We start from the raw sequence: 23,982 nt of genomic DNA on the forward strand, positions 1-23,982 counted from the left end.
GGCGGCTCAGCCGGCGGCCAGCAGGACCGTTCCGGCGAGGGCCAGCCCGGCCCCGGCCGCCTGTACCGTGCGCAGCCGTTCCTTGAGCACCCCGCGCGCGGCCAGCGCCGTCACCACCGGGTAGAGCGAGGCGAGCACGGCGGCCACCGTCACCGGTCCGTGCTGCGCGGCCAGCGCGTACGTGCCGTTCGCGGCCACGTCGGCCAGTCCGACGAACGCCAGCGCCGGCAGCGCCGCCCGCAGCACGCCGGGACCGGTCCCCGCCGGCAGCACCGGGTTGCCGCGCCGCGCCGAGAACCACAGCGCCGTACCGCCGGCGGCCACATTGGTCACGCGCTGCACGAAGAGGGCGAGGAACAGGCCCGTCACGGTCGTCGACGCCTCCGCGATCAGGGCCATCACGGCGCCGAAGCCGAAGGCCGCCAGCAGCGTGAGCAGCACGGCCTTGCGCTGGACCGGAGCGCCCCGCAGCTCGGGACCGCCGGCCAGCACGATGCCGACGACGGCCACCGCGATGCCGGCCACCTGCGCCAGTCCGGGGCGTTCGCCCACGGCCAGGCCCACGCCCACCGGAACCACCACGCCGAGCGAGCCCAGCGGCGACACCACGCCCATCGGGCCCAGGGCCAGGGCCTGGTAGAAGGCGATCATCGCGACCGGTCCCACCAGACCGGCGGCCACCGCGAACCAGAGCTGCGGGCCCGCCTCGGTCCACGCGCCCGTCGCCACCACCACGGTGCCGAGCACCGCGACCGCGATCACCTGCGAGACCACGACCACCGTGAGCGCCGGCAGGCGCCGGGTGAGCAGCCCGCCCCCGAAGTCGGCGAAGCCCCAGAGCAGGGCGGTGGCCAGGGCGAGCAGGGTGGTCATGGCAGGGCCTCGCAGTACAGTGCGGTGAACGGTGGGGTACAGCGCAGACTAGTTCACTCCATTGAACCCTGCCATACAAAATATTGACGATCGGATGCCGGACGGAACCGTGACGGACCTCGAAGAGCTCACCCAGGCGCTCGCCCGCAACCTCAAGAAGTGGCGGGTGGAGCGCCAGTTCACCCTGGACGCCCTGGCCGCCCGGTCCGGCGTCAGCCGAGGGATGATCATCCAGATCGAGCAGGCCCGTACGAATCCCAGCGTGGGCACCACGGTCAAGCTCGCCGACGCCCTCGGCGTCAGCATCACCACGCTCCTCGACCACGACCGGGGGCCGCGGGTGCAGGTCGTGCTCCCGGGGGAGGGCGTGCGGATGTGGTCGGCGCCGGGCGGCAGTTCCGCCGCGATGCTCACCGGCGACGACCGGCGCGGCCCGCTGGAGCTGTGGGCGTACCGCCTGGAGCCGGGCGAGGGCGCCGACTCCGACCCCCACCCGGCCGGCACGGTCGAGATGCTGCACGTCACCGCGGGGGAACTCACGCTGGTGGTGGACGGCGAGGACGTCGCGCTGCCCGCGGGCTCGGCCGCCACCTTCGAGGCGAACGTGCCCCACGGCTACCACAACCGGGGCGCGGAGACCGCCGAGATGACCCTCGCGGTCTCCATCCCGCCGGTGGGCTGACCCCCGGCCGGCCGACGTCCCTCAGCCGAGGGCGGGGATCTCGATGGCGGGGCAGCGGTCCATGACCATGTGCAGGCCGGAGGCGCGGGTGCGGTGGTACGCCGCCTCGTCGACCACGCCCAGCTGGAACCAGACGGCCTCCGCGCCGGCCGCCGCGGCCTGGTCGGCCACCGGTCCGGCCAGCGCGCTGTTGACGAACACGTCCACCACGTCGATCTTGAACGGGACGGCTTCCAGCGACGGGTAGCCCCGCTCGCCGTGCACGGTCTCGGCCTTCGGGTGCACCGGGACGATCCGCTTGCCGTACCGCTGGAGCACCCGCGCCACGCCGTAGGCCGCGCGGTCCTGGTTGGCGGACAGGCCCACCACGGCCCAGGTGTCTCCCAGCTCCGTCAGGATCCTGCGGATGGTCGCCCGGTCTGCGTACACGCCGTGTCTCCTTCGTCCCTCTGCGCACGCGGGGCCGGGGGAACCCGGCCCGCAACCGGGGTCAACACCGGCGACGACCTCGGGGATTCCCGGTCGCTTAGGGTGGGTGGGTGAAGGCAGACCAGTACGTGACGGTGGCCCGCGAGGGCGTGCACGAGTCCGAGATCAACCGCTCGCGCTTCATCTGCTCCCTGGCGCCCGCCGCCACAGAGCAGGAGGCGCAGGACTTCGTCGCGCGCATCCGCAGGGAGCACCCGACCGCCACGCACAACTGCTTCGCCTACGTGATCGGCGCCGACGCCGCGGTGCAGAAGGCCAGCGACGACGGCGAACCCGGCGGCACCGCCGGCGTGCCGATGCTCCAGATGCTGATGCGGCGCGAGGTGCGGTACGCGGTGGCCGTGGTCACCCGCTACTACGGCGGGGTCAAGCTCGGCGCGGGCGGCCTGATCCGCGCGTACGGCGGGGTCGTCGGCGAGGCCCTCGACGCCCTCGGCACCCTGACCCGCCGGCGCTACCGGCTCGCCACCGTGACCGTGGACCACCAGCGGGCCGGCAAGACCCAGAACGACCTCCGGGCCACCGGCCGCGCCGTGCTGGACGTGCGGTACGGGGAGGCCGTCGCCATCGAGATCGGCCTCCCGGAGGGCGACGTCGAGTCCTTCAGGGCCTGGCTCGCGGACACCACCGCCGGGACCGCCGGCTTCGAACTGGGCGGGGAGGCCTACGGCGACGCGTAGGCCTCCCCGCGAGGCCGCGCCCCGCGTCAGCGGAACAGGCGGTGTGCGTGGCGCAGCGCGTACCCGGCCACGTCCGCGCCCAGCCGCACGCCGGCCTCGTCGGCGGTCCGGGAGTGGATGCCGGACCAGACGCGCGCGTCCACGTTCTCCCGGGTCAGCTGCCGCCAGCCGGTGTACGTGCGGGTGACCCCCGGGGCCGTCGGGCTGGTCAGCGTGTACGGCGCGGTGCGCGCCCCCGCGAGGGAGGTCAGCAGGACCTCGGCGGCTCCGGCGTACGTGCCGTGGCCGCTCGGGTAGTCCGGGTGCGCCGGGGTGTTGTGCAGCGGGGACCACGCCGGGTCCTGGGCGACGGAGCCGGTGCGGATGGCGGTGACGGGGCGCCAGCGCAGGTACGTGTACTTGCTGTCCGACGTGGCGATCTGGGTGTCGACCAGCGCGGCGTGGAACAGGCCGACGAAGGCCGCGCGCTCGGCGGTGGACGCCCCGGACCGGGACAGCGCCACGCGCAGCGGCTCGGTGTAGAGGGCGAGCGAGCCCCCGTACCAGAAGGTGGCGGTCTCGGTCTGCCGGGCGGTGCGGGCGGTGCTGTCGGCGGCGCCGTAGGCGCGGACCTCGGCGAGGTCGGCGAGGTAGCGGGCCGAGCCGAGCGCCGGCGGCGGGCCGATGCGGAACTGCCGGGGGCTGTCCAGGAGGAAGGGCCGGGCCACGCGGTTGCCGTACTGCACGGCGGGCGCGTAGCCGTTCGGGGTGGGCTGCCAGACGCCGGGAGCGGCGGCGGGCACGGTGAACGGCGCGTTCACCGAGGCCGGGTCGAGGCCGTCGCCGGTACGGGAGGCCAGCACGGCCTTGGCCTGGCGGGCCCCGGCGGCGACGCCCCGGCGCTCCGCGGAACCGTCGGGCACCCGGCGCAGGGTGGCCGCGAGGGCGGCGTCGAGCTCCGCCCTGCGGGTGGGCGCGAGCGCGACCAGGGAGTCGTGGACGGCCGAGGCGACGGCGGCGTCCTGGAACGCGGTGCGGCCGGGGCCGCGGGGGGCCTCGCGGGTGGCGCGGGCGGCGGCGATCCAGCTGATGGCCCAGGTACGGCTGTTGGTGATCTGGGTGGGTGCCGCGGCGGCGTCCACGGTCTGCGCGGTGACGTCGTACCACTCGCCCACCACGTTCCCGCGGTCCTTCGCGGGCGCGGTGGCCTGGGCGGGCACGGCGGCCACGGCCATGAGCAGGGCGGAGCCGAGGGCGAGCAGGGCGGACCTCTTCACGGGCACTCCCGGTGACGGTGGGTGGCGATCTTGTGACGCCCGGAAGCCAACCAGGGGGTGCGGGGCGGGACAAGTGCCGGGAACGGGCCATGACGCGATTGCCATACGGGCGTCACGCGGGCGACACACCACCCCCGACAACCCCGCCCTCCCCCCGCTCCCCGGGGCGCTGCGCGCCGCGCCGCGGGGGTGCTTCGGTGAGGGGGGGAGGTGGGGAGGGGGCCGCACCGCGGGGGAGCCGTACTGCCGGCGCCCCCGGTGCTCAGCGCAGCGTCAGGCGTTCGGACGGCTTCGCGAAGTGGCGGGCCACCTCGGCCGGGGTGACCTCCCGGAGGGTCGCCGGCGTCCAGCGGGGGCTCCGGTCCTTGTCCACCACCTGTGCCCGCACCCCCTCGGGAAGGTCCGCGGAGGCGAGGGCGGCGAGCGAGACCCCCCACTCCTGCTCCAGCGCCTCCTCCAGGGAGCCCAGCGACCGCGCCCGGCGCAGCGCGGCCAGGGTGACCTTCAGCGCGGTGGGGGAGTGGCTCAGGATCCGCTCCGCGGCCTCCTTCGCCGCCGGCTCGCCGTACCCCTGGAGCCGGTCCACGATCTCCTCCACCGTGTCCGCCGCGTAGCACGCGTCGATCCAGCCCCGGTGCTCCGCCAGCGCCGCGTCCGGCGCCGGACGCGCGAAGTCCCGTACCGCCTCCGCGCCCTCGGCGGACACCGCGTCCGCGAGCCCGCCCAGGTCGGCCGACGGCACGTACAGGTCCGCGAAGCCGCACAGCAGCGCGTCGCCCGGCCCCATCGCGTCGGCGGTCAGCGCCAGGTGCGTGCCCAGCTCGCCGGGCGCCCGGCCCAGCAGGTACGTGCCGCCGACGTCCGGCACGAAGCCGATGCCCACCTCCGGCATGGCCACCCGCGAGCGCTCCGTGACCACCCGCACGCTGCCGTGGGCGGACAGCCCGACGCCGCCGCCCATCACGATGCCGTCCATCAGCGCGACCCACGGCACGGCGAGCCGGGCGATGCGCGCGTTCAGCCGGTACTCGTCGCGCCAGAAGGACCGGGCCCAGGCGCCGTCCCCGAGGGCCGACTCCCGGATGGCCCGGATGTCGCCGCCCGCGCACAGCCCCCGCTCACCGGCGCCGTCGAGGACCACCGCGCGGACCTCGGGGTCGCCCTCCCACGCGTCGAGCGCGGCGGTGACCGCCACCACCATCTCGTGGGTCAGGGCGTTGAGCGCCTTCGGCCGGTCAAGGGTGATTCGTCCCGCTTTGCCGATTTTCCGGACCAGTACAGACATGGGGCCGAGCATACGAGGCCGGCCGAGGGGCCCCGGTCCGTTAGCGTGGTGGGGGCCAACAGGAGAGACGGCGGATGAGTCAGGCGGAGGCGGACGTGCGGCGGCGGCAGCTCGGAGCGGACGAGTGAGACTTCTGCACACCTCCGACTGGCACCTCGGCCGGAGCTTCCACCGCGTCAACCTGCTCGACGCCCAGGCCGCCTTCGTCGACCACCTCGTCGCCACCGTCCGGGAGCACGCGGTGGACGCCGTGCTCGTGGCCGGCGACGTGTACGACCGGGCCGTCCCCCCGCTGGCCGCCGTCGCCCTGTACGACCGCGCCCTGCACCGCCTCGCGGACCTCGGCGTGCCCACCGTGATGATCTCCGGCAACCACGACTCCGCCCGCCGCCTCGGCGTCGGTGCCGGCCTGATCGGCCGGGCCGGCATCCACCTGCGCACCGACCCGGCCGGCTGCGCCGAGCCCGTGGTCCTCGCCGACGACCACGGCGACGTCTGCCTCTACGGCCTGCCCTACCTCGAACCCGCCCTGGTCAAGGACGAGTTCGGCACCGACCGGGCCGGCCACGAGGCCGTGCTGACCGCCGCCATGGACCGGGTCCGCGCCGACCTCGCCGGCCGCGACCCCGGCACCCGCTCGGTGGTCCTCGCCCACGCCTTCGTCACCGGAGGCCTCGCCAGCGACAGCGAACGCGACATCACCGTCGGCGGGGTGGCGGCCGTCCCCGCCGAGGTCTTCGACGGGGTGGACTACGCGGCCCTCGGCCACCTGCACGGCTGCCAGACCATCACCGAGCGGGTCCGCTACTCCGGCTCCCCGCTCGCCTACTCCTTCTCCGAGGCCCAGCACCGGAAGTCCATGTGGCTGGTCGACCTCGGGCCCGCCGGCGAGCTGGCCGCCGAGCGCCTCGACACCCCCGTGCCCCGCCCCCTCGCCCGGATCCGCGGCCGCCTCGACGACCTGCTCGACGACCCCGCGCTCACGCCCCACGAGGACGCCTGGGTCGAGGCCACCCTCACCGACCCCGTCCGCCCCGCCGAGCCCATGGCCCGCCTCGCCGCCCGCTTCCCCGGCACGCTCAGCCTCCTCTTCGACCCCGAGGGCGGCGAGACCGGCACCGGAGCCTCGTACGCCCAGCGCCTGAAGGGCCGCAGCGACCAGGAGATCGCCGAGGACTTCGTCGCCCACGTGCGCGGCGGCAGCGGCGCGGACCCCGCCGAACAGGCCGTGCTGCGCCAGGCCTTCGACGACGTACGCACCGACGACACCCTGCGGGAGACGGCCCGATGAGGCTCCACCGGCTCACCGTCACCGCCTTCGGGCCGTTCGCGACCCCCCAGGAGATCGACTTCGACGCGCTCTCCGCGGCCGGGATCTTCCTCCTCCACGGCCCCACCGGAGCCGGCAAGACCTCCGTCCTGGACGCCGTCTGCTACGCCCTCTACGGATCCGTGCCCGGCCCCCGGCAGGCCCCCGGCACCACCCTCCGCAGCGACCACGCCGACCCCGGCACGCCCACCGAGGTCACCCTCGAACTCACCGTCGGCGGACGGCGCCTGGAGATCACCCGGCGCCCCGAGCAGGACCGCCCCAAGAAGCGCGGCACCGGCACCACCCGCGACAAGGCCCAGAGCTGGCTGCGCGAGTACACCGCCGCCGACGGCTGGAGCGCCCTCAGCCGCTCCCACCAGGAGATCGGCGAGGAGATCGAGGTCCTGCTCGGCATGAGCCGCGAGCAGTTCTGCCAGGTGGTGCTGCTCCCGCAGGGCGAGTTCGCGCGCTTCCTGCGCGCCGACGCCGAGGCCCGCGGCCGCCTGCTCGGCCGCCTCTTCGACACCCGCCGGTTCGCCGCCGTCGAGGCCCGCCTCGGGGACCGGCGCCGGGCCGCCGAGACCCGGGTGCGCGAGGGGGACGAGCGCGTGCTGGCCGTCGCGCACCGGCTGGCCCAGGCCGCCGGCGACACCGCCGACCTGCGCGCCTGGCCGCTGCCGCAGCTGTCGCCCGGCGACCCCGGGCTGGCCGAGGAGGTACGCGCCTGGGCCGCCGTCGCCCGGGTGAGCGCCCGGGAGCGGCTGACCGTCGCCGAGTACGCCCTCACCGCCGCCGAGAGCGCCCACCACGCGAGCCGCCTCGCCCTGGAGGACGCCCGCGAACTCGACCGCCTCCAGCGCCGCCACGCCGAGGCCCTGCGCCGCTCCGAGGCCCTGGCCGCGGAGGCGCCCGAGCGCGACCGGGTACGGGCCCGCCTGGACCGTGCGGCACGCGCGGACCGCGTCACCCCGGCCCTCGAACTCAGGGCCACCGCCGAGGCCGCGCACCGCGCGGCCCGGGCCGCCGACGCGCGCTGCCGGGCCCAGCTGCCGCCCGCGCTGGCCGAGGCCGGGGCCGAGCAGCTCGCCGCCGTCGAGCGGCGGCTGCGCGAGGAGCTGGGCGCCCTGGGCGCGGCCCGCCGGGACGAGGCCCGCAGCGCGGAGATCACGCGCGAGCGCGCCGCCCTCGACCGGGAGACCCGCGCCGCCGAGGAACGGCTCCACGAGGCCGCCGCCTGGCTGGCCGACTGGGACGCCCGGCGCACCGCGCTCCAGCAGGACGTCGACGCCGCCCAGCAGGCCGCCACCCGGGCCGAGTCGCTCGCCGGCCGGCTCGAACCCGCCCGGCAGCAGCTGGAGACCGCCCGCCGCCGCGACGAGCGCGCCCGCGAGGCCGAGCGCGCGGCCGCGGCACTGCTCTCCGTACGCGAGACCGCCGGCGCCGCACGCGAGCACTGGCTGGAGCTGAAGGAGGCCCGGCTGGCCGGCATCGCCGCCGAGCTGGCCGCCGCCCTCGCCGACGGCGAACCCTGCACGGTCTGCGGGTCCCCCGAGCACCCCCGCCCGGCCAGGCCCGCGGCCGGGCACGTGGACCGGGCCGCCGAGGACGCCGCCCGGACCCGCTTCGAGCGGCTGGACGCCGACCGGGCCGCCGCCGAGCGCACCCTCGCGGTCGTGGAGCAGGCCCGCGACGAGGCGGCGGCCGCCGCCGGTGCGGCCACCACCGCCGAACTCCGCGAGCGCGCCGAACAGCTGACGGCCGAGCACGCCCGCGCCCGGGCCGGGGCGGTGGGGCTGCACGCGGCCGCGGAGGCCCTCGCCCGGGCCGAACGCGAGCAGGCCCGCCGGCTGGAGATCCGCCGCGAGGCGGAGACCGCCCTGGCCGCCGCCGGCTCCCGCCGCGACGGCCTGGAGCGGGAACAGGCCGCCCTGGAGACCGAGTTGGCCCGGGTGCGCGGTGACGCCCCCAGCGTCGCCGCCCAGGCCGGGCTGCTGGAGCGCCGCATCGGGCTGGTCACCGACGCAGGCCGGGCCGCGGCCGACGCCGAGGGCGCGGCACGCCGGCTGAAGGAGGCCGACGCGGCCCTGGCCGACGCCGCCTTCGCCGCGGGCTTCGACACCACCGAGGCCGCCGCGGCGGCCCGGCTCGCCGAACCCGAGCGCCGCGCACTCCAGCACCGCCTCGACGCCTGGGCCGCCGAGCGGGCCGCCCTCGCCGACCGGCTCGCCGAGGCCGACGCCGTCGCGGCGGCGGCCCTGCCGCCCGCCCGGCCCGACGCCGCGGAGGCGGCGGCCGCGACCGCCGCGGCCCGGCTGCGTACCGCGGGCTCCGCCGCCGACGCCGCCCGCGTCCGGTGCGCGGAGCTCGACCGGCTGTCCCGCCAGGCGGAGACGGAGCTGCGGGCGCTCGGACCGCTCCGCGAGGAGTACGGCCGGGTGGCCCGGATGGCCGGGCTCACCGCGGGCACCTCGGCCGACAACGAACGCCGGATGCGCCTGGAGTCGTACGTACTGGCGGCCCGCCTGGAACAGGTCGCCGCCGCCGCGACCGTACGCCTCCTCGCGATGTCCGGCGGCCGCTACACCCTGGTCCACTCCGACGCGCGGGCCGGCCGCGGCGCGAAGTCCGGGCTGGGGCTGCACGTCGTGGACGCCTGGACCGGCAGCACCCGCGACACCGCCACCCTCTCCGGCGGCGAGACCTTCTTCGCCTCCCTCGCCCTGGCGCTCGGGCTGGCGGACGTGGTCACCGACGAGGCGGGCGGCGTGCGCCTGGACACCCTCTTCATCGACGAGGGCTTCGGCAGCCTGGACGACCAGGCGCTCGACGAGGTGCTCGACGTGCTGGACTCGCTGCGCGAACGCGACCGCAGCGTCGGGATCGTCAGCCACGTCGCCGACCTGCGCACCCGCGTCCAGGCCCAGCTGGAGGTGGTCAAGCAGCGCGGCGGCTCGGCCGTACGGCACCACACGGGCGGCACCGGCCACTGAGCCGGCGCACGCGGCGCCGGGCAGGCGGCCGGCTGCGGGACCGCCGCCGGCCCCGCCGGTCAGCGGCCCAGCGCCCGACGGGGCAGCGGCGAGGAGTACACGACGCTGGTGGTCACCGAGCCCAGCGACGACACCTTCCCGGAGATCTCCTCCAGGTGCCCCATCGAGCGGGCCGCGACCTTCAGCACGAAGCAGTCGTCGCCCGTGACGTGGTGCGCCTCCAGGATCTCGGGCGTGGTCTGGAGCAGGTCGTGGAAGGGCTTGTAGTTGCCGTGCGGGTAGCGCAGCCGCGTGTACGCGAGGATCGGCAGCCCGAGCTTCTCCTGGTCGACCACGGCCGTGTAGCCCGTGATCACCCCGGCCTCCTCCAGCCTGCGCACCCGCTCGGTGACCGCGCTCGCGGACATCGAGACGGCGCGGGCGAGGTCGGCGAAGCTGGCTCGGCCGTCCTTCTGGAGGGCCTCCAGGATGCGCCAGTCGGTGGCGTCCGGTGAATAGCTGGTCATGGGCCAGGAATAGCAGGGGATTCCCCGGCGGGGCAACGCAACTGCCGGGGAATCCCGCTTCCACGGATGATCAACAAACCGTAGATTCATTGCCATGACCACGCAGACGAACACCGCCCAGGCCCCCGCACCGGCCAACCCCGTCCTCCGCGTCCCCCCGGCCTCCCCGGCCGCGGCGGCCGCCTACTTCGGTGCCAGCCTCGCCTTCCACGCCGACGTCTCCGACGTCGCGGCCGTGCTCAAGCAGGGCGGGGACCCGGGCTTCGTGCTGGTCGACTCGCGGTCCACCGCCGCGTGGGACCAGGCCCACGTGCCCGGCGCCGTCCACCTGCCGACCGCGCTGATCCCCGAGCAGGCCGAGGACCTCCTCGACAAGAACGTGCCCGTGGTGACGTACTGCTGGGGACCCGGCTGCAACGGCGGCACCCGCGCCGCCCTCGCCCTCGCCGAACTCGGCTACCAGGTCAAGGAGATGCTCGGCGGCATCGAGTACTGGATCCGCGAGGGCTTCGAGGTCGAGACCTGGCAGGGCCGCGAGCAGCGCGCCGAGGCCGACCCGCTGACCGCGCCCACCGACTCGGACGACTGCGGCTGCTGACCGCCCCCCGGACGCCGACGGCCCCCGGGCCGCCCCGCACGCGAACGGCCGCCCGCCCCCGGCAGGGGACGGGCGGCCGTTCGCGCACGCCACGCGTGCGTGCGTCCGTCGGGTGCGCGGTCTCCGCGCGCCCCGGGTCAGAGCTTCGACAGCTCGTCCACCAGGTCGTCCAGGCCCAGCGAGCCCTGCGACAGGGCCGCCATGTGCCACGCCTTGGCGTCGAACGCGTCGCCGTGCGCCTTGCGGGCGTTGTCCCGGCCCAGCAGCCAGGCGCGCTCGCCGAGCTTGTACCCGATGGCCTGGCCCGGCATCGAGAGGTAGCGGGTCAGCTCGCTCTCGACGAAGTCCGCCGGGCGGCCGCTGTGCAGCCCGAAGAACTCCTGCGCGAGGTCGGGGGTCCACCGCTCGCCCGGGTGGAACGACGAGTCGGCCGGGATCTCCAGGCCCAGGTGCATGCCGATGTCCACGATCACCCGGCAGGCGCGCATCATCTGGCAGTCCAGGTAGCCCAGGCGCTGCTCGGCGTCCTTCAGGAAGCCCAGCTCGTCCATCAGGCGCTCGGCGTACAGCGCCCAGCCCTCCGCGTTGGCGCTGACCATGCCGATGGTGGCCTGGTAGCGGGAGAGCTGGTCCGCCACGTGCGTCCACTGCGCGATCTGCAGGTGGTGGCCGGGGACGCCCTCGTGGTACCAGGTCGACACCAGGTCGTACACCGGGAAGCGGGTGGCGCCCATGGTGGGCAGCCAGGTGCGGCCGGGCCGGGAGAAGTCCTCGGACGGGCCGGTGTAGTACGGGGCCGCGGCGCCGCCGGGGGGCGCGATCCGCGACTCCACCTTCCGCACCCGCTCGGCGAGTTCGAAGTGCGTGCCGTCCAGCGCGTCGATCGCCTCGTCCATCAGGCCCTGCAGCCAGGCCTGGACCTCGTCGACGCCCTCGATGTGCGTGCCGTGCTCGTCGAGGTGCTTCAGCGCCTCCCACGGGGTGGCCCCGGGCAGGATCTTCGCCGCCTCGGCCTTCATCTCGGCGTGCAGGCGGTGGTACTCGGCCCAGCCGTACGCGTACGCCTCGTCCAGGTCGAGGTCGGTGCCGTTGAAGTAGCGCGCCCAGCGGGCGTAGCGCTCGCGGCCCACCGTCTCGGCGCGGCCCTCGACGGCCGGGGCGTACACGTCGCGCATCCAGTCGCGCAGGGCGACCACCGCCGCGGTGGCGGTGGCCGCGGCCTCGTCCAGCTCGGCGCGCAGCGCCTCCGGCCCGCCCGCGGCGAAGTCCGTGAAGAAGGCGGGCTCGCCCTTCTCGCCCTGTCCGGCCCAGGCGCTGAGCTGGCCGACGAAGGTGGCGGTCGGGCGCGGGGCGCCGTACAGCCCGCGCTGAAGGCCGAGTTCGAGGCAGGAGCGGTAGCCCTCGAAGGCGGCCGGGACGGCCCGCAGCCGCTCCGCGATCGCGGACCAGTCCTCCTCGGTCTCGGCGGGGGTGATCGTGAACACCTCGCGCACCGCGTGGGCCGGCGAGTGGATGTTGGAGACGGCGCGCAGGTCCTCGTCGGCCTCGTGCACGGCGAGTTCGGCGGTCAGTCGCTCGCGCAGCAGGCGCGCGCAGCGACGTTCGGCGTCGGTGTCCGCGCCCGGCAGCTGCTCGGCGGCGTCGAGCCTGCGCAGCGTGGTGCGCGCCAGCTCGGCGACGGCCTCGCGGCCCGCGGGGGAGAAGTCCGGGAGCTTGCGCGAGCTCTCGGCGACACCCAGGTAGGTGCCGGTGAGCGGGTCGAGGGCGATGAGGTCGTCGACGTACGCGTCCGCGACCTGGCGGGGCAGCAGGGTGCCGTTGAGGGTGTCTGACATGCGGACATCTTCGTACGAAGAAGGGCCCCGCGTCACCACCGTTTCGCCCCGGCCGCCTGTCGCGCGGGGGGCGGGAGGGGCGCTCTGACCTGCCGGCGGCCGGATTCCGCCGGGTGGCCGGGGGGTGGGGGCCGGCGGGGTGCTCCGGCGCGCGGGGGCGGCGCGTGGGGGGCGCGCGCCCGTACCGGCTGGTGACGGGCGTGCCCCCGGTCCCGCGGGGCGGGGCCGGGGGCACGGTGCGGGCCGGGACCTGCGGCGGGGGCGGATCCGGAGGGCTGGCGAAGATCGTCCGGATCCGAGTCCGTGCCGCCGTCAGCGCTGGTGGGTCGGCCGGTCCTGCGGCACGTCGTAGGCGAGGCGGGAGCGTACCGGAGTCGCGTCCAGGCGGGCGGTGATCACCAGGGTGCCCTCCTCGATCTGGTAGTCGAGGGGGAGGCCCAGACCCCGCATGGCGGCCACCATCGCGGTGTTGGAGGACTGGGTGACGGCGTACACGCTGTCGCAGCCGGCCTCGACGGCCATCGCGAGCAGCCGGCGCAGCAGTTCGGAGCCGATGCCGCGGCGCTGCCAGTCGTCCTCGATGAGCAGCGCGACCTCGGTCTCGTCGCCGTCCCAGAGGAGGTGGCCGAGCGCGACCAGCCGGCCCGAGGCGGTCTGCACGGCCAGGGTGCGGCCGAAGCGCGGGCTCAGCAGGTGGTCGAGGTAGCGGTCGGCGTCGTTGACCGGGCCGTGGTAGCGCAGGGCCAGCGTGCGGGGCGAGCAGCGGTCGTGCATCGCGCGGGCGGCGGCCAGGTCGGAGGTGTCCGCGCGGCGGACCGTGATCTCGTTGCCCTCCGGCAGGGTGAGCACGTCCTGGCTGCGCGGTACGCGCGGGCCGAGCCGGGCGTCGAGCTCGACCAGCGCACGGGCCCGGGCGAACTCGGTGGGCGTGAAGGGCAGGTAGGGGCGCTCGATGGTGATGGCGCCGCCCGACGGGTCGCGCAGCCGCATCACCGTGGCCTCCAGGACGCCCTCGACGGGTGCGTCGGCGGCCGCGTTCGGCCGGCCGGAGAGGGTGGTCGCGGGGATCGAGTGGATCGTGCACCGGCCGAGCAGCTGGCGGAGCGCGAGGGGCAGTTCGGCGGCGTCGAGGGCGGTGCGGGTGGCCAGTCCGAGGATCCGGGTCGGCGCGTCGACCAGGTCGTGGGCGTCGGCCCGCTCGGTCCAGGTGCTGTGGCCGCCGGCCAGGGCCGCGGTCCGGGTCAGTTCCGCGGCGGGCAGTTCCTGGGGCGCGCGCAGCAGGAACTCGTCGACGGTGCCGCCCTCGGCGAGCGGGTGGGTCTGGAGCGAGAGGATGTCGACGCCGTGGCGGGCCAGGGCCGTGCACAGGGCCGCGAGGCTGCCCGGCTCGTCCCGTACGGTCGTCCGCATCCGCCACAGGGTGCCCGAGGCGGGCGCAGGCGCCTGACGGCGGGGTGCGGCACCGGATCCGGGGGCGGCGGAGGCCGGTGCCGGCGGGCGGGGCGGCGCATGGCTGTGCCGCCGCGCCCACCAGGTGTGGAATCCGGCCGTGATGAGCAGGGCGACCGCCGAGGCCACCAGGAGGTAGGGCCCTTCCGGGCCGTGCACCACGAGGTTGGCGAGGGCGTCGGCCACGGCCACGGCCGTGAACAGCGCGGCGAGTTCGACCACGTCACGGCGCCAGTGGTGGCGGTGGGCGTGCTGGGCTTCGGCAGGGGTGCGGTCAGTCATGCACACCACTCTGGCCCCGGGGTGTTGCGTGATCACGAACGTACTGTGACCGGCTGGTAAAAGCTGGATCTGGCCGGTTTCGTCCTGTTTTCGTGGGGGCCTTCCGGAGTACGGGCCCGGGGGTGGGGCGCGAGGCCCGGTGCGGGGGGCCGAGGGCCGGCGTGCCGGGGCCGGGGCGTCGCGGATCCGCGCCCGGCCGGCACTCCGCCACCCTACTGCCCCACGCGCCCCGGCGTGAGCACCCGGCTGAAGAGGACCGCACCGCCCTCCTGGCGCAGCCGGACGGTCAGCTCGCCGCAGTCCCCGTCGATCACCACCTCGCCGTAGTGCGGGGGAGCCTCGTCCGGCGACAGGTTCGGGACCGCCGGCGCGTGCACGTACACCTGCTCGGGGCCGAAGGTCCGGTCGAGCCGGCCGGCGGGGAAGGCGCCGGCGCCGATCGGGCCCGAGACGAACTCCCAGAAGGGCGCGAAGTCGCCGAAGGCGGCCCGCTCCGGCGCGTACCGCTGTGCTGCGGTGTAGTGCACGTCCGCCGTGAGCCAGACGGTGCCGGTGATGCGCTCGTGCTTGATGTGACGCAGGAGTTCGGCGATCTGGAGCTCCCGCCCGAGGGGCGCACCCGGGTCGCCCTGGGCGACGGCCTCGAAGTCGGCGGCGCCGTCGGGCACGACGATGCCCAGGGGCATGTCGGCGGCGATGACCTTCCACACGGCCCGCGAGCGCGACAGCTCCCGCTTGAGCCAGCCCAGTTGGCCTGCGCCGAGGATGCCGACCGGGTCGTTGTCCTGGCGTCCCGGGGAGTTGGGGTTGCGGTGCGTGCGCATGTCGAGGACGAACACGTCCAGCAGCGGGCCGTGGCGGACCACCCGGTACATCCGGCCCTGGGCGCGCGGCGCGGGCGCGGCGAGGGGGAAGTACTCGCCGAAGGCCTGCCGGGCGCGGGCGGCCAGTATGTCGACGTCCTTGACGGTGTAGCGGGGGTCGTCCAGGAGCTGGCCCGGGTACCAGTTGTTGCGCACCTCGTGGTCGTCCCACTGGGCGATGACCGGCACCTGGGCCTGGAAGCGCCGGTACGGCTCGTCGAGCAGGTTGTAGCGGAAGGTGCCGCGGAACTCGTCCAGGGTCTCCGCGACCTTCGACTTCTCGGGGGTGGTGAGGTTGCGCCAGACGCGGCCGTCGCGCTGGACGGCGGTGGCCTGGAGGGGGCCGTCGGCGTAGACGGTGTCGCCGCTGAAGAGGAAGAAGTCCGGGTCCAGGGCCCGCATCTCGTCGAAGACCCGGTGCCCGCCGCGGTCGGGGTTGATGCCCCAGCCCTGGCCGGCCAGGTCGCCTGACCAGAGGAAGCGCACGCCGGTGCGGCGCAGCACGGGCGCGGTGCGGAAGCTGCCGGCCACCGGCTCCGAGGTGCGGCGGGGGTCGGCGGGGTCGGCGAGCAGCACCCGGTAGTGGATCCGGGTGCCCGCGGGCAGCCCGTGCAGGGCGGTGACGCCGGTGTGGTCCGTGGCCGGGCCGAGCAGGGGCCCGTACCAGCGGCGCGTGCCGTAGCGGAACGTTTCGCTCGGCGAGGTCTCCACGAGCATCCGGGCGGGACGGTCCGAGCGGACCCAGACCAGCGCGGAGTGCGCGGTGACCTCGCCGGACTGGACGCCCCACAGGGCCTGCGGGCGGCCGGACAGGGCCAGGGCGGGGACGGCCGGCGCCGTACGGGCGGCGGCCTCCGCCGGCGCCCTGCCGGCGGCCGCCTCCGCCGGTGCCGCGAGCGGTACGGCCGGCAGGGCCAGCGCGGCGGTCGCGGCGAGGGAACCGCGTACCAGGGAACGGCGGTCGGGACTGGGCTGCGTCATCGGTGCGCCTCCGGGCGGGGACCATGGGGGACCCCCGCCGCGGGGTGGCCGGGCGGGGGCCGGACCAGTGTGCCGACGGCACACCGGGCCCCGACGTCCGCCGCGCGAACCGCCGGTGAACAGCCGTCAGACAGTCGCGGTCCGGGCCGGACCGCCGGCCACGGCCGAGGCCTCGCGCGCGGTGTCGAGGATGACGCGGGCGACCAGCGCCGGGTCGTCGTTCATCGGCACGTGTCCGCAGCCGGGCAGCCGGACCAGCCGAGCGCCCGGCAGGGTCCGCTTGGCCCGCACCCCCTGGCGGCGCAGCAGCAGCCGGTCCCGCGTGCCCCAGGCGATGGTCACCGGCAGGCCGGGCACGTCCTCGGTCACCAGGACGCCCTCGCCCGCCGCCAGGGTCTCGGCGAAGCCGGGCGCCTCGCGCAGGGCCAGGGTCTCGGCGACCACGGCCTCGGGGGAGCGGCGGCCCGGCCGGGCGTAGATGGTGCTGGTCAGGGCGGCACGGCCGGCGGCGGTGCGGGAGAGGCGGTCCAGCGCGGGCCGGGGGAGCACGCGGGCGCCCGCGCGCATGGCCCGGAGGGTGGAGAAGGCGTAGCGGCGTTCGGCCTCGGACCAGAAGCCGGCGGGGGAGAGGGCGGTGACGGAGCGGACCAGTCCCGCGCGGGCCATCTCCAGGGCCAGCAGGCCGCCGAGGGAGTTGCCCGCCACGTGGGGGCGGTCCAGGCCGAGGGTCGCGCAGAGCGAGCCGAGGGCCGGTACGACGCTGCCGAGCCCGTACGGGACCCCGTCCGGCAGCGCCGGGGAGGCGCCGAAGCCGGGCAGGTCCACGGCGACCACCTCGTGCTCGGTGGCCAGGATGTCCAGCACGGGGTGCCAGGCCTGGAGGTGGTGGCCGATGCCGTGGAGGAGCAGGAGGGGCTCGCCCGCGCCGCGGCGCTCGTAGGCGACGGTGGCCTCGCGGGGGCCGGCCGGTGTGTCGAGCGGGAAGGAGACCGTGGCGGTCATGCTGCTCCTCGTCGAAGGCGGGGGACGCGCCGTTGTGAGACGCGGCGTCAGCAGATGATTACCGCCCGGTAGGGGGCGGTTCAAGGGGTGCGGGCCCGATCTTGGGGAACACGCCGTGAAATCCGGCCAGGCAGCGGCCGCCGCCGGTTCCCGCAACGGCTGTGCGCCCGTAACCACGGGCCGGGTGGGTCCCCCTCGGCACCTGGTCGAGGCCGATTCGCGGACTTTGCACTCCGCAAGAACATCCTGTGAACGGCCTGATACGTATGCCCGGTGTGCCCGGCAAAGGTATGAGGATTGGTCTTGACCAAAGGGTGGCGCGCCCCTATGGTCGCAGGGATAGTGCAGGAACCTTTAATAAACAAAGGCGCGGAACTGCCGCTGGAAGACAGCGATAGCAGGAGGAGTCAGGGTGGGGACCACGCAGCTCGAAACGGTGCCGGAGCCGAAGTACTGGCACCTCAAGACCGTGCTCAGCGAGGCGCTCGATCAGGACTTCGCCGTCGGCGAGGTGCTCCCGAACGAGCGTGAGCTGGCGGCCCGCTTCGGCGTGGCCAGGGCCACGCTCCGGCAGGCCCTGGAGCAGCTGGAGCTGGAGGGCCGTCTTCAGCGCCGCCGCGGCGTCGGCACCACCGTCGCCCCGCCGCGCGTGGGCGTCGCCGTGGACGGAGCCCGCCACGACTGGCCCGGCGACGCGGGCGAGGGCTGGCAGCCCGTGGACTCCGTGGAGGCCGCGCCGGCCGCCGCGGTCGCCCGGCTGCTCGGCGTCGACGCCGGGACCCGCGTCCACACCGTCCGCCGCATCCGCGTCACGCAGGGCCAGCCGGTCGCGGCCGAGCTGCTGTACGTGCCCGCAGCCTCGGTGCCCGGCCTCTCCGGGATAGACGCCCCGGCCGGACCGGCCCGGGCGCGCGCGGTGCTGCGGGAGCTGCGCCGCCTCGAACTCGACGGCCAGGACCGCTCGGTGGAGCTGGGCTCGGCCCGCGCCGACGACGCGAAGGAACTGGACCGCCTGCCCGGCTCGCCGGTGCTGCTGGTGACCACCCGCTACTTCACGAGCGAGGGCACCGCTGCCGTCTCCGTCGCGACCTACCGCGCGGACACCTGCCGCCTCACCTTCGGCGCGGCGGGTGGCGTGGAGATCCACCCGGACACCTCCCGCCAGGCCTCCTGACGGAACGCCGCACCGCCCCGGCGCCGCGAGCGGCGACCGGGGCGGAGCCGTGTCCGTGGCCGTGCCGTCCGGTGCCCGGCGCAGGTGCCGGCGGTGGTCACGGCCGGCCGGGCGACGGGTCCTCCCCCTCCGGGGTCCTCCCGGAGCTCCACGATCACGAGTGCCCGGCTCCCGGGGCCGGACCGAGCCGACCGAGGGGCACGGCCCGACCGCGCGGGCCCGCGCCGCGCCCCTCGGCTCGGAGCCGGGCCCGCCCGACCCCTCCGAGGACAGGGCCTAGTGCCGCCCCGCGCGGGTCAGTTCGCACCTTCCCTCCGTGCAGGAGCGGCGCAGGCGGCCGGCCGAGACCGTCTCCGCCAGGCCGATGGCCCAGCACATCGGACAGCCCCGCAGGGCGACCAGGCCGACCGGGGCGAGCAGCAGGCTCGCCACGCCCACGACGGGCAGCAGGGCCAGGGAGCCGGCGAGCGCGCCGAAACCGAGGGCGCCCCGGGCCAGGTGGCGCGGCACGCTGGCGCTGGCGAAACCGCCCCGGGCCGGTCCGCCGTCGCCGACGCGGACGGGTGTGGCGGCGGGCCCGGCGACGCGGGGTGCGGATGCGGGCGGTGCGGTGGTCGTGGTCGGGTCAGGCGTCATCGTGGGTTCCTCCCCGTCGCGGCCGGGTCCTCGTCCAGTGCCTGGCGCACCGCCGAACGGGCCCGGTGCAGGCGTGACTTCATCGCGGCCGTGCTGAGCCCCAGCCGGTCGGCGACGGCCCGTCCGGGCAGCCCCTGGATGTCCCGCATGACCAGCACCTGCCGCTGGTCGTCCGGGAGCCCGGCGACGGCGGCCGCCACGCGTTCGGCCTCCAGGCGCAGCAGCACGTCCTCCTCGGCGGACCGGGCGGCGCCGGCCGCTGCCTCGAAGGCGTCCGGCTCCCCGCTGCCGCCGGGGACGGCCGCCGGCAGGCGCTGGAGCACACCGCGGGTGCGCCGCAGGCACTCGTTGCGGACGATACGGAACATCCACGACGCCAGCGCACCGGAGGCGCGCAGCATGCCGATCTTCCGGTAGAGGATGATCAGCGCCTCCTGCGCGGCGTCCTCGGCGTCCTGCGGCGTGGCGCACAGCGAGTGCGCGAACCGCTGGACGTGCGGGTGGGACCCGTACACCAGCGCGCTGAGCGCCTCGACGTCGCCGCGCTGCGCCGAGGCGACCAGGGTGGCGCCGGGCCAGGTGTGGTCAGCCACGCCGACGCCCCCGGCGGCGCAGCAGCGTGACGGTGCACGCGCACAGCAGCACGGCGGCCGCGGCGACGATGACGACGGTGGTGGTCATGGGATCCTCCCGGTGGGGTGCGGGGCGGACGCGGTCGTCCGCACACCTACAGGAGACCCGCCGGACGCAAAAGGATTCACCCCGGTCCGCGGGTCCGGCGTTCCGCACGGGGCCGGGCCCGCGGGCGGCGCTGCGCTAGCGGATCTCCGTCGGCGTGCGGCGGTGGGTGGAGCGGCGGTCCTCGATGCGCTGCCAGCGGTCGCCGTAGACGGTGCGGACCACGGCCGGATCGGCGAGGAAGTCGTGGGGGAAGCCGAGCGGTACGGCGCTCGCCCCGTCGAGGAGGGCGACGGCGTCCGCGTCCAGCCGGACCTCCAGGCTGCCGAGGTTGTCGGCGAGCTGGTGCTCCTTCGTGGCGGCGATGATCGGGACAACGTTGCCCGGCCGGCCCCGCAGCCAGGCCAGCGCCACCTGGGCCGGCGTCCAGCCGCCCTGCTCGGCGACCTCCAGGACCGCCGTGACGACCGCCTCCTCCCTCGGGGTCGCCGTGACCTCCCAGGCATCCAGCCGCCCGCCCTCGCCCCGGCGGTACTTGCCGGTCAGCCGGCCGCCGGCCAGCGGGGCCCAGGCCAGCACCGCGAGGTCGAACGCCCGCGCCTGGGGCAGGAGTTCACGCTCCGGGGTGCGCTCCAGCAGGTTGTACCGGAGCTGCGATCCCGCGAAGGCCGTCCAGCCCCGCAGCTCCGCCAGGGTGTTCGCCTGGGCGATCTCCCAGGCCGGCCAGTCCGAGACCCCGACGTAGAGCACCTTGCCGGACCTGACCAGGTCGTCCAGGGCCCGCATCACCTCGTCGACCGGCGTGAGGTTGTCGCGGGCGTGCACCCACAGCACGTCGACGTGGTCGGTGCGCAGCCGGTCCAGGCTCGCCTCGACCGAACGCACCAGGTTCTTGCGGTGGTTGCCGGCGGCGTTGACGTCGCCGTCGCGGGTCGCGCAGGTGTACTTGGTGGCCAGTACGAAGGTGTCGCGCCGCCCCTGGAGCAGCTCGCCCAGCACCCGCTCTGAGCCGCCGCCGGCATAGATGTCGGCCGTGTCCAGGAAGTTGCCGCCCGCGTCTGCGTAGGTGTCGAGGATCCGCGAGGTGGTCTCCCGGTCCACGCCCCCGTCCCCGGCGTCGCCGACGGTCATGGTGCCGAGGCACAGCTCGCTCACCCGCAGACCGGTCCTGCCGAACAGTGTGTACCGCACGTATCGTTCCCCTCCAGCCAGGTCGTGCCCCCGACGCTACGGGCTGGAGCCCACTGCAGGGCAAGCCACGGCCAGGCCCGCGCCCGGGCCGAACCGGAAGCCATCCCCCGACCCGACCGGCGAAAGGCGCTAGCGGCGGGACGTCACCGTCTTCTCGATGGCGAAGAGCTCTTCCTCCACCTGGTCGAGGGCCAGCCGGAGGGCGCCGGTGGCCACCGCCGCCTCGCCGAGCATCGACAGGGCCACTCGGGGCGGGCGCAGGCAGTACCGGGACAGCTCCGCGCGCAGCGGGTCCAGTACGCCGTCCAGACCGGCCGCCCAGCCGCCGACCACGACCAGCTCGGGATCGATGGCCAGCACCAGCGCGGCCACGTCGTGCACCAGCCGCTGGATGAAGCGGTCCACCGCCGCCACGGCGCGCTCGTCACCCCGCCTGGCCTTGGCGAACACCTCGGCCACGGCCTGTTCGTCCAGCGGGTGCAGCGGCTCGCCGGTGGTCGACAGCAGTCGCTCCGGCGTCACGTCCCGGCCCAGCAGGTGCAGGGCGCCGATCTCGCCGGCGGCCCCGCCGAAGCCACGGTGCAGCCGCCCGCCGATCAGCGACCCCGCGCCCGGACTCAGGCCGGCCATGACGAAGACGATGTCGTCCACGTCCTTGGCCGCGCCCTTCCAGTGCTCGGCGACCGCCGCCGCGTTCGCGTCGTTCTCCACCTGGACCGGGCAGCGGAAGGAACGCCGCAGCCGGTCGCCCAGCGGCAGGCCCGTCCAGCCGGGCAGCGCGGTGCCCAGGCGCACGGTGCCGTCCGCCTCCACGATGCCCGGGCTGCCCACGCCGACGGCGCGCAGCGAGTCCCGCGGCACCCCGGCCCGGCGCAGCAGGTCCGCCACGCAGGCCCGGACCTTCTCCAGCCGCTCGTCGGCCGAGGCGGCCTCCGAGACGTCCTTGGTCCCGGCGCCGATCACCCGGCCGTCCAGCCCGGACAACAGCGCGGCCACCCGGTGGGAGCCGATCTCGATGCCCAGCAGGTGCCCCGCCTCGGCACGGAAGCGGAAGCGCCGCGCGGGACGCCCCTGGCGGCGCGCCCCCTCCTCGGCCTCCGCCTCGACGACGAGCCCGGTCGACATCAGCCCGTCCACGACACCCTCGACCGTGGGCCGGGACAGCCCGGTCACGCGGGTGAGGTCGGTGAGCGTGGGTGCCCCCGCCGCGCGCAGCGCGCGCAGCACGACGGCGGAGTTGATCCGCCTGAGCAGAGAGGGATCCCCGCCGGTCAGCTGCCCCAACGTGTGTCCTCCCAGCTCGTGCACCTGTTCAGGCGGATCGTACTGCGCCGCCTCCGCCCGGGCGAGGACGAGGGGGTCCCCCGGCTCTCCGGGCACCCGTCACGCGGGTGCCACGAAGCCCGACTCGTACGCGGCGATGACCGCCTGCGTGCGGTCCCGCGCCCCCAGCTTGGCGAGGATGGCGCTGACGTGCGACTTCACCGTCTCCGCCCCGACGAACAGCCGGCCGGCGATCTCCGCGTTCGACAGCCCCCGCGCCATCAGCCTCAGCACCGCCTCCTCCCGCTCGGTGAGCGCGGCCGCGGCCAGCGCCTCCCGGGCCGCCCGGTTGCCGTACTCGGCGGCCAGCGACCTGACCGCGGCCGGGAACAGCAGGGACTCGCCCTCCGCGACGAGCCGCACCGCGTGCACGATCTCCGAGGGGCGGGCCCGCTTCAGCAGGAACCCGTCCGCACCGGCCCGCAGCGCCTGGTAGACGTACTCGTCGTTCTCGAACGTCGTGACGACGAGGATCTTCGGCGGGGCGTCCACCGAGCGCAGCACGGCCCGGGTCGCCTCGATGCCGTCCAGCAGCGGCATCCGCACGTCCATGGCCACCACGTCCGGCCGCAGTGACCGCACGAGCGGGACCACGGCCGCGCCGTCGGCGGCCTCGCCGACCACCTCGATGTCGGGCTGGGCGTCCAGGACCGCGCGCAACCCCGCGCGCACCAGGGGCTCGTCGTCGACGAGGAGTACGGTGACCGGCATCGGGTCAGGGTATGCGCTCCAGCGGAAGCCGTGCGCGCACCCGCCACTCGCCCGAGTGCGGCCCGGTGTCCGCCACCCCGCCCAGCAGCGCGGCGCGCTCGCGCAGTCCGCGCAGTCCGCTCCCGCTCCCCGCCGGGAGGGCTCCCGTCGTCTCCGGCATCGGATTCGTCACCTCCAACTCCAGTTCCTTCTCCGTCATTTCGATCCTCACCCGGACCGGGACCGGCCCGCAGTGCCGCAGCACGTTGGTGAGCGACTCCTGGAGGATCCGGTACGCCTCCCGGGTCACCGGCCCCGGCAGCCGGTCCAGCGGCCCCGACAACTGCGCGACCACCGGCGACCCCGATCCGCGGGCGGACTCCAGGAGCCGGTCCGCCTCGGCCAGCGTCGGTGCCTGCGAGGGCTTCGTGCCGGACTCCCGCAGCACCACCAGCACCCGCTCCAGGTCCTCCAGCGCCGCGCGCCCGGTCTCCTCGATCGCCTCCAGCGCCCGGTCGGTGAACTCGGGGCTGCCGGCCGCGCGGGCCGCCCCCGCCTGGACGACCGCCACGGTCAGCGCGTGACCGATCGAGTCGTGCAGCTCCCGCGCGATCCGCGTGCGTTCCAGCAGCTGCTCGGTGCGCTCCTCCAGGGCCGTGAGGCGCTCCGCGGCGGAAGGGCCGAGCAGCCGCCGGGCGAGCGCGGTGACCAGCTCGCCGAGCAGTATCATGAGGGCGAGGAGGACCAGCAGTGGCACCGGGACCAGCACGGCCGCCAGCCAGCGGGGCATCTCCACCGGCAGCAGCGTCTCGTCCGCGACCGGACCGCCCACCGTCCGCACCACCAGGTCGACGGTCGTGAAGGGCAGCCAGGCAGTGGAGAGCGAGGCGACGGCGCCCAACGCCAGACGCAGTTCCAGCCACAGCACCGTCCGCCACCGGTCGGGCCAGGTCACGGCCGGTGTCGTGGATATCGGTCCGTCCCGGCGCCCGCGGTCCTCGGGCGTCAGCAGGAACTGCGCCTGCAGACCCTCGGCGCTCCGCACCCACGGCACGAACCCCAGCACCCAGATCCACACCGCGGGTCCCCACGGCCACTCCGGGAACACGAACAGCCAGACGGCGACGACGAGTACGGGCACCCACAGGTGCAGCCACCGGGTGTAGGTGACCGGCCGCAGCGGCGCACGGAGGAATCGGGACATGCC

At 75.7% G+C, this 23,982-nt stretch carries 21 protein-coding genes; 6 read left to right on the plus strand and 15 right to left on the minus strand.

Going from position 1 to position 23,982, the window contains the following annotated elements; genetic code table 11:
- Positions 1 to 6: 6 nt before the first annotated feature.
- Complete coding sequence (locus ACIQUR_RS21570) at positions 7 to 873, minus strand: EamA family transporter (protein ID WP_403666449.1); 867 nt, start codon at positions 871 to 873, stop codon at positions 7 to 9.
- A 109-nt stretch (positions 874 to 982) separates the two neighbouring features.
- On the opposite strand from ACIQUR_RS21570, the gene ACIQUR_RS21575 reads away from it, so the two are divergent.
- On the plus strand, positions 983 to 1,555 hold the full coding sequence (locus ACIQUR_RS21575; RefSeq protein WP_403667206.1) for a helix-turn-helix domain-containing protein: 573 nt from the start codon (positions 983 to 985) through the stop codon (positions 1,553 to 1,555).
- Between the two features lie 21 nt (positions 1,556 to 1,576).
- On the opposite strand, the gene ACIQUR_RS21580 is transcribed toward ACIQUR_RS21575, so the two are convergent.
- The gene (locus ACIQUR_RS21580) at positions 1,577 to 1,984 is read right to left on the minus strand and encodes a CoA-binding protein (RefSeq protein WP_403666452.1); all 408 of its coding nucleotides are present in this window, start codon (positions 1,982 to 1,984) and stop codon (positions 1,577 to 1,579) included.
- A 110-nt stretch (positions 1,985 to 2,094) separates the two neighbouring features.
- On the opposite strand from ACIQUR_RS21580, the gene ACIQUR_RS21585 reads away from it, so the two are divergent.
- Positions 2,095 to 2,724 (plus strand): YigZ family protein, encoded by a 630-nt coding sequence (locus ACIQUR_RS21585; RefSeq protein WP_403666455.1) that lies wholly within the window; start codon positions 2,095 to 2,097, stop codon positions 2,722 to 2,724.
- Between the two features lie 26 nt (positions 2,725 to 2,750).
- Here ACIQUR_RS21585 and ACIQUR_RS21590 read toward each other — a convergent pair whose 3' ends face one another.
- Together ACIQUR_RS21590 and ACIQUR_RS21595 are read right to left on the minus strand one after the other, a co-directional pair.
- On the minus strand, positions 2,751 to 3,980 hold the full coding sequence (locus ACIQUR_RS21590) for a vanadium-dependent haloperoxidase (RefSeq protein WP_403666458.1): 1,230 nt from the start codon (positions 3,978 to 3,980) through the stop codon (positions 2,751 to 2,753).
- Between the two features lie 262 nt (positions 3,981 to 4,242).
- Entirely contained in the window at positions 4,243 to 5,265 is a 1,023-nt protein-coding gene (locus ACIQUR_RS21595; RefSeq protein WP_403666460.1) for an enoyl-CoA hydratase/isomerase family protein, read from the minus strand.
- 124 nt (positions 5,266 to 5,389) lie between these two features.
- On the opposite strand from ACIQUR_RS21595, the gene ACIQUR_RS21600 reads away from it, so the two are divergent.
- Positions 5,390 to 6,556: an exonuclease SbcCD subunit D gene (locus tag ACIQUR_RS21600; RefSeq protein WP_403666463.1), complete on the plus strand. Its 1,167-nt coding sequence runs from the start codon at positions 5,390 to 5,392 to the stop codon at positions 6,554 to 6,556.
- A complete protein-coding gene (locus tag ACIQUR_RS21605; RefSeq protein WP_403666466.1) occupies positions 6,553 to 9,567 on the plus strand; it encodes an AAA family ATPase in 3,015 nt (1,004 codons plus the stop codon). Before ACIQUR_RS21600 ends, ACIQUR_RS21605 begins: the two co-directional genes overlap by 4 nt.
- Positions 9,568 to 9,626: 59 nt before the next feature.
- Here the strand turns inward: ACIQUR_RS21605 and ACIQUR_RS21610 are convergent, their stop codons facing one another.
- Positions 9,627 to 10,073: an Lrp/AsnC family transcriptional regulator gene (locus ACIQUR_RS21610; protein ID WP_403666469.1), complete on the minus strand. Its 447-nt coding sequence runs from the start codon at positions 10,071 to 10,073 to the stop codon at positions 9,627 to 9,629.
- A gap of 94 nt (positions 10,074 to 10,167) precedes the next feature.
- Here ACIQUR_RS21610 and ACIQUR_RS21615 point away from each other — a divergent pair, with 94 nt between their 5' ends.
- Positions 10,168 to 10,671: a rhodanese-like domain-containing protein gene (locus ACIQUR_RS21615; protein WP_403666471.1), complete on the plus strand. Its 504-nt coding sequence runs from the start codon at positions 10,168 to 10,170 to the stop codon at positions 10,669 to 10,671.
- Between the two features lie 137 nt (positions 10,672 to 10,808).
- On the opposite strand, the gene ACIQUR_RS21620 is transcribed toward ACIQUR_RS21615, so the two are convergent.
- The 4 genes from ACIQUR_RS21620 to ACIQUR_RS21635 all read right to left on the minus strand — a co-directional run bounded on the left by ACIQUR_RS21620 (position 10,809) and on the right by ACIQUR_RS21635 (position 17,083).
- A complete protein-coding gene (locus ACIQUR_RS21620; protein ID WP_403666474.1) occupies positions 10,809 to 12,506 on the minus strand; it encodes a DUF885 domain-containing protein in 1,698 nt (565 codons plus the stop codon).
- A gap of 312 nt (positions 12,507 to 12,818) precedes the next feature.
- Positions 12,819 to 14,237, minus strand: a complete 1,419-nt coding sequence (locus tag ACIQUR_RS21625; protein WP_403666477.1) for a GNAT family N-acetyltransferase — start codon at positions 14,235 to 14,237, stop codon at positions 12,819 to 12,821.
- Between the two features lie 212 nt (positions 14,238 to 14,449).
- On the minus strand, positions 14,450 to 16,081 hold the full coding sequence (locus tag ACIQUR_RS21630) for an alkaline phosphatase D family protein (protein WP_403666480.1): 1,632 nt from the start codon (positions 16,079 to 16,081) through the stop codon (positions 14,450 to 14,452).
- A 126-nt stretch (positions 16,082 to 16,207) separates the two neighbouring features.
- On the minus strand, positions 16,208 to 17,083 hold the full coding sequence (locus ACIQUR_RS21635; RefSeq protein ID WP_403666483.1) for an alpha/beta fold hydrolase: 876 nt from the start codon (positions 17,081 to 17,083) through the stop codon (positions 16,208 to 16,210).
- 412 nt (positions 17,084 to 17,495) lie between these two features.
- Here ACIQUR_RS21635 and ACIQUR_RS21640 point away from each other — a divergent pair, with 412 nt between their 5' ends.
- Positions 17,496 to 18,257, plus strand: a complete 762-nt coding sequence (locus tag ACIQUR_RS21640) for a GntR family transcriptional regulator (protein ID WP_403666485.1) — start codon at positions 17,496 to 17,498, stop codon at positions 18,255 to 18,257.
- Positions 18,258 to 18,533: 276 nt separating this feature from the next.
- Here ACIQUR_RS21640 and ACIQUR_RS21645 read toward each other — a convergent pair whose 3' ends face one another.
- From ACIQUR_RS21645 to ACIQUR_RS21670, 6 genes are all read right to left on the minus strand, one after another.
- The gene (locus ACIQUR_RS21645) at positions 18,534 to 18,893 is read right to left on the minus strand and encodes a hypothetical protein (protein WP_403666487.1); all 360 of its coding nucleotides are present in this window, start codon (positions 18,891 to 18,893) and stop codon (positions 18,534 to 18,536) included.
- A complete protein-coding gene (locus ACIQUR_RS21650) occupies positions 18,890 to 19,486 on the minus strand; it encodes an RNA polymerase sigma factor (RefSeq protein WP_403666490.1) in 597 nt (198 codons plus the stop codon). Before ACIQUR_RS21650 ends, ACIQUR_RS21645 begins: the two co-directional genes overlap by 4 nt.
- A 223-nt stretch (positions 19,487 to 19,709) precedes the next feature.
- Positions 19,710 to 20,762, minus strand: coding sequence for an aldo/keto reductase (locus ACIQUR_RS21655; RefSeq protein WP_403666491.1), 1,053 nt, complete (start codon positions 20,760 to 20,762; stop codon positions 19,710 to 19,712).
- A 129-nt stretch (positions 20,763 to 20,891) separates the two neighbouring features.
- Complete coding sequence (locus ACIQUR_RS21660; RefSeq protein ID WP_403666494.1) at positions 20,892 to 22,046, minus strand: ROK family transcriptional regulator; 1,155 nt, start codon at positions 22,044 to 22,046, stop codon at positions 20,892 to 20,894.
- Positions 22,047 to 22,145: 99 nt separating this feature from the next.
- Positions 22,146 to 22,796: a response regulator gene (locus ACIQUR_RS21665; RefSeq protein WP_399947872.1), complete on the minus strand. Its 651-nt coding sequence runs from the start codon at positions 22,794 to 22,796 to the stop codon at positions 22,146 to 22,148.
- A 4-nt stretch (positions 22,797 to 22,800) separates the two neighbouring features.
- Entirely contained in the window at positions 22,801 to 23,979 is a 1,179-nt protein-coding gene (locus ACIQUR_RS21670; RefSeq protein WP_403666498.1) for a sensor histidine kinase, read from the minus strand.
- Between the last annotated feature and the right edge of the window lie 3 nt (positions 23,980 to 23,982).

Origin of the sequence: Streptomyces sp. NPDC101132 (assembly GCF_044759225.1) — a bacterium.
Taxonomy (GTDB): Bacteria; Actinomycetota; Actinomycetes; order Streptomycetales; family Streptomycetaceae; genus Streptomyces.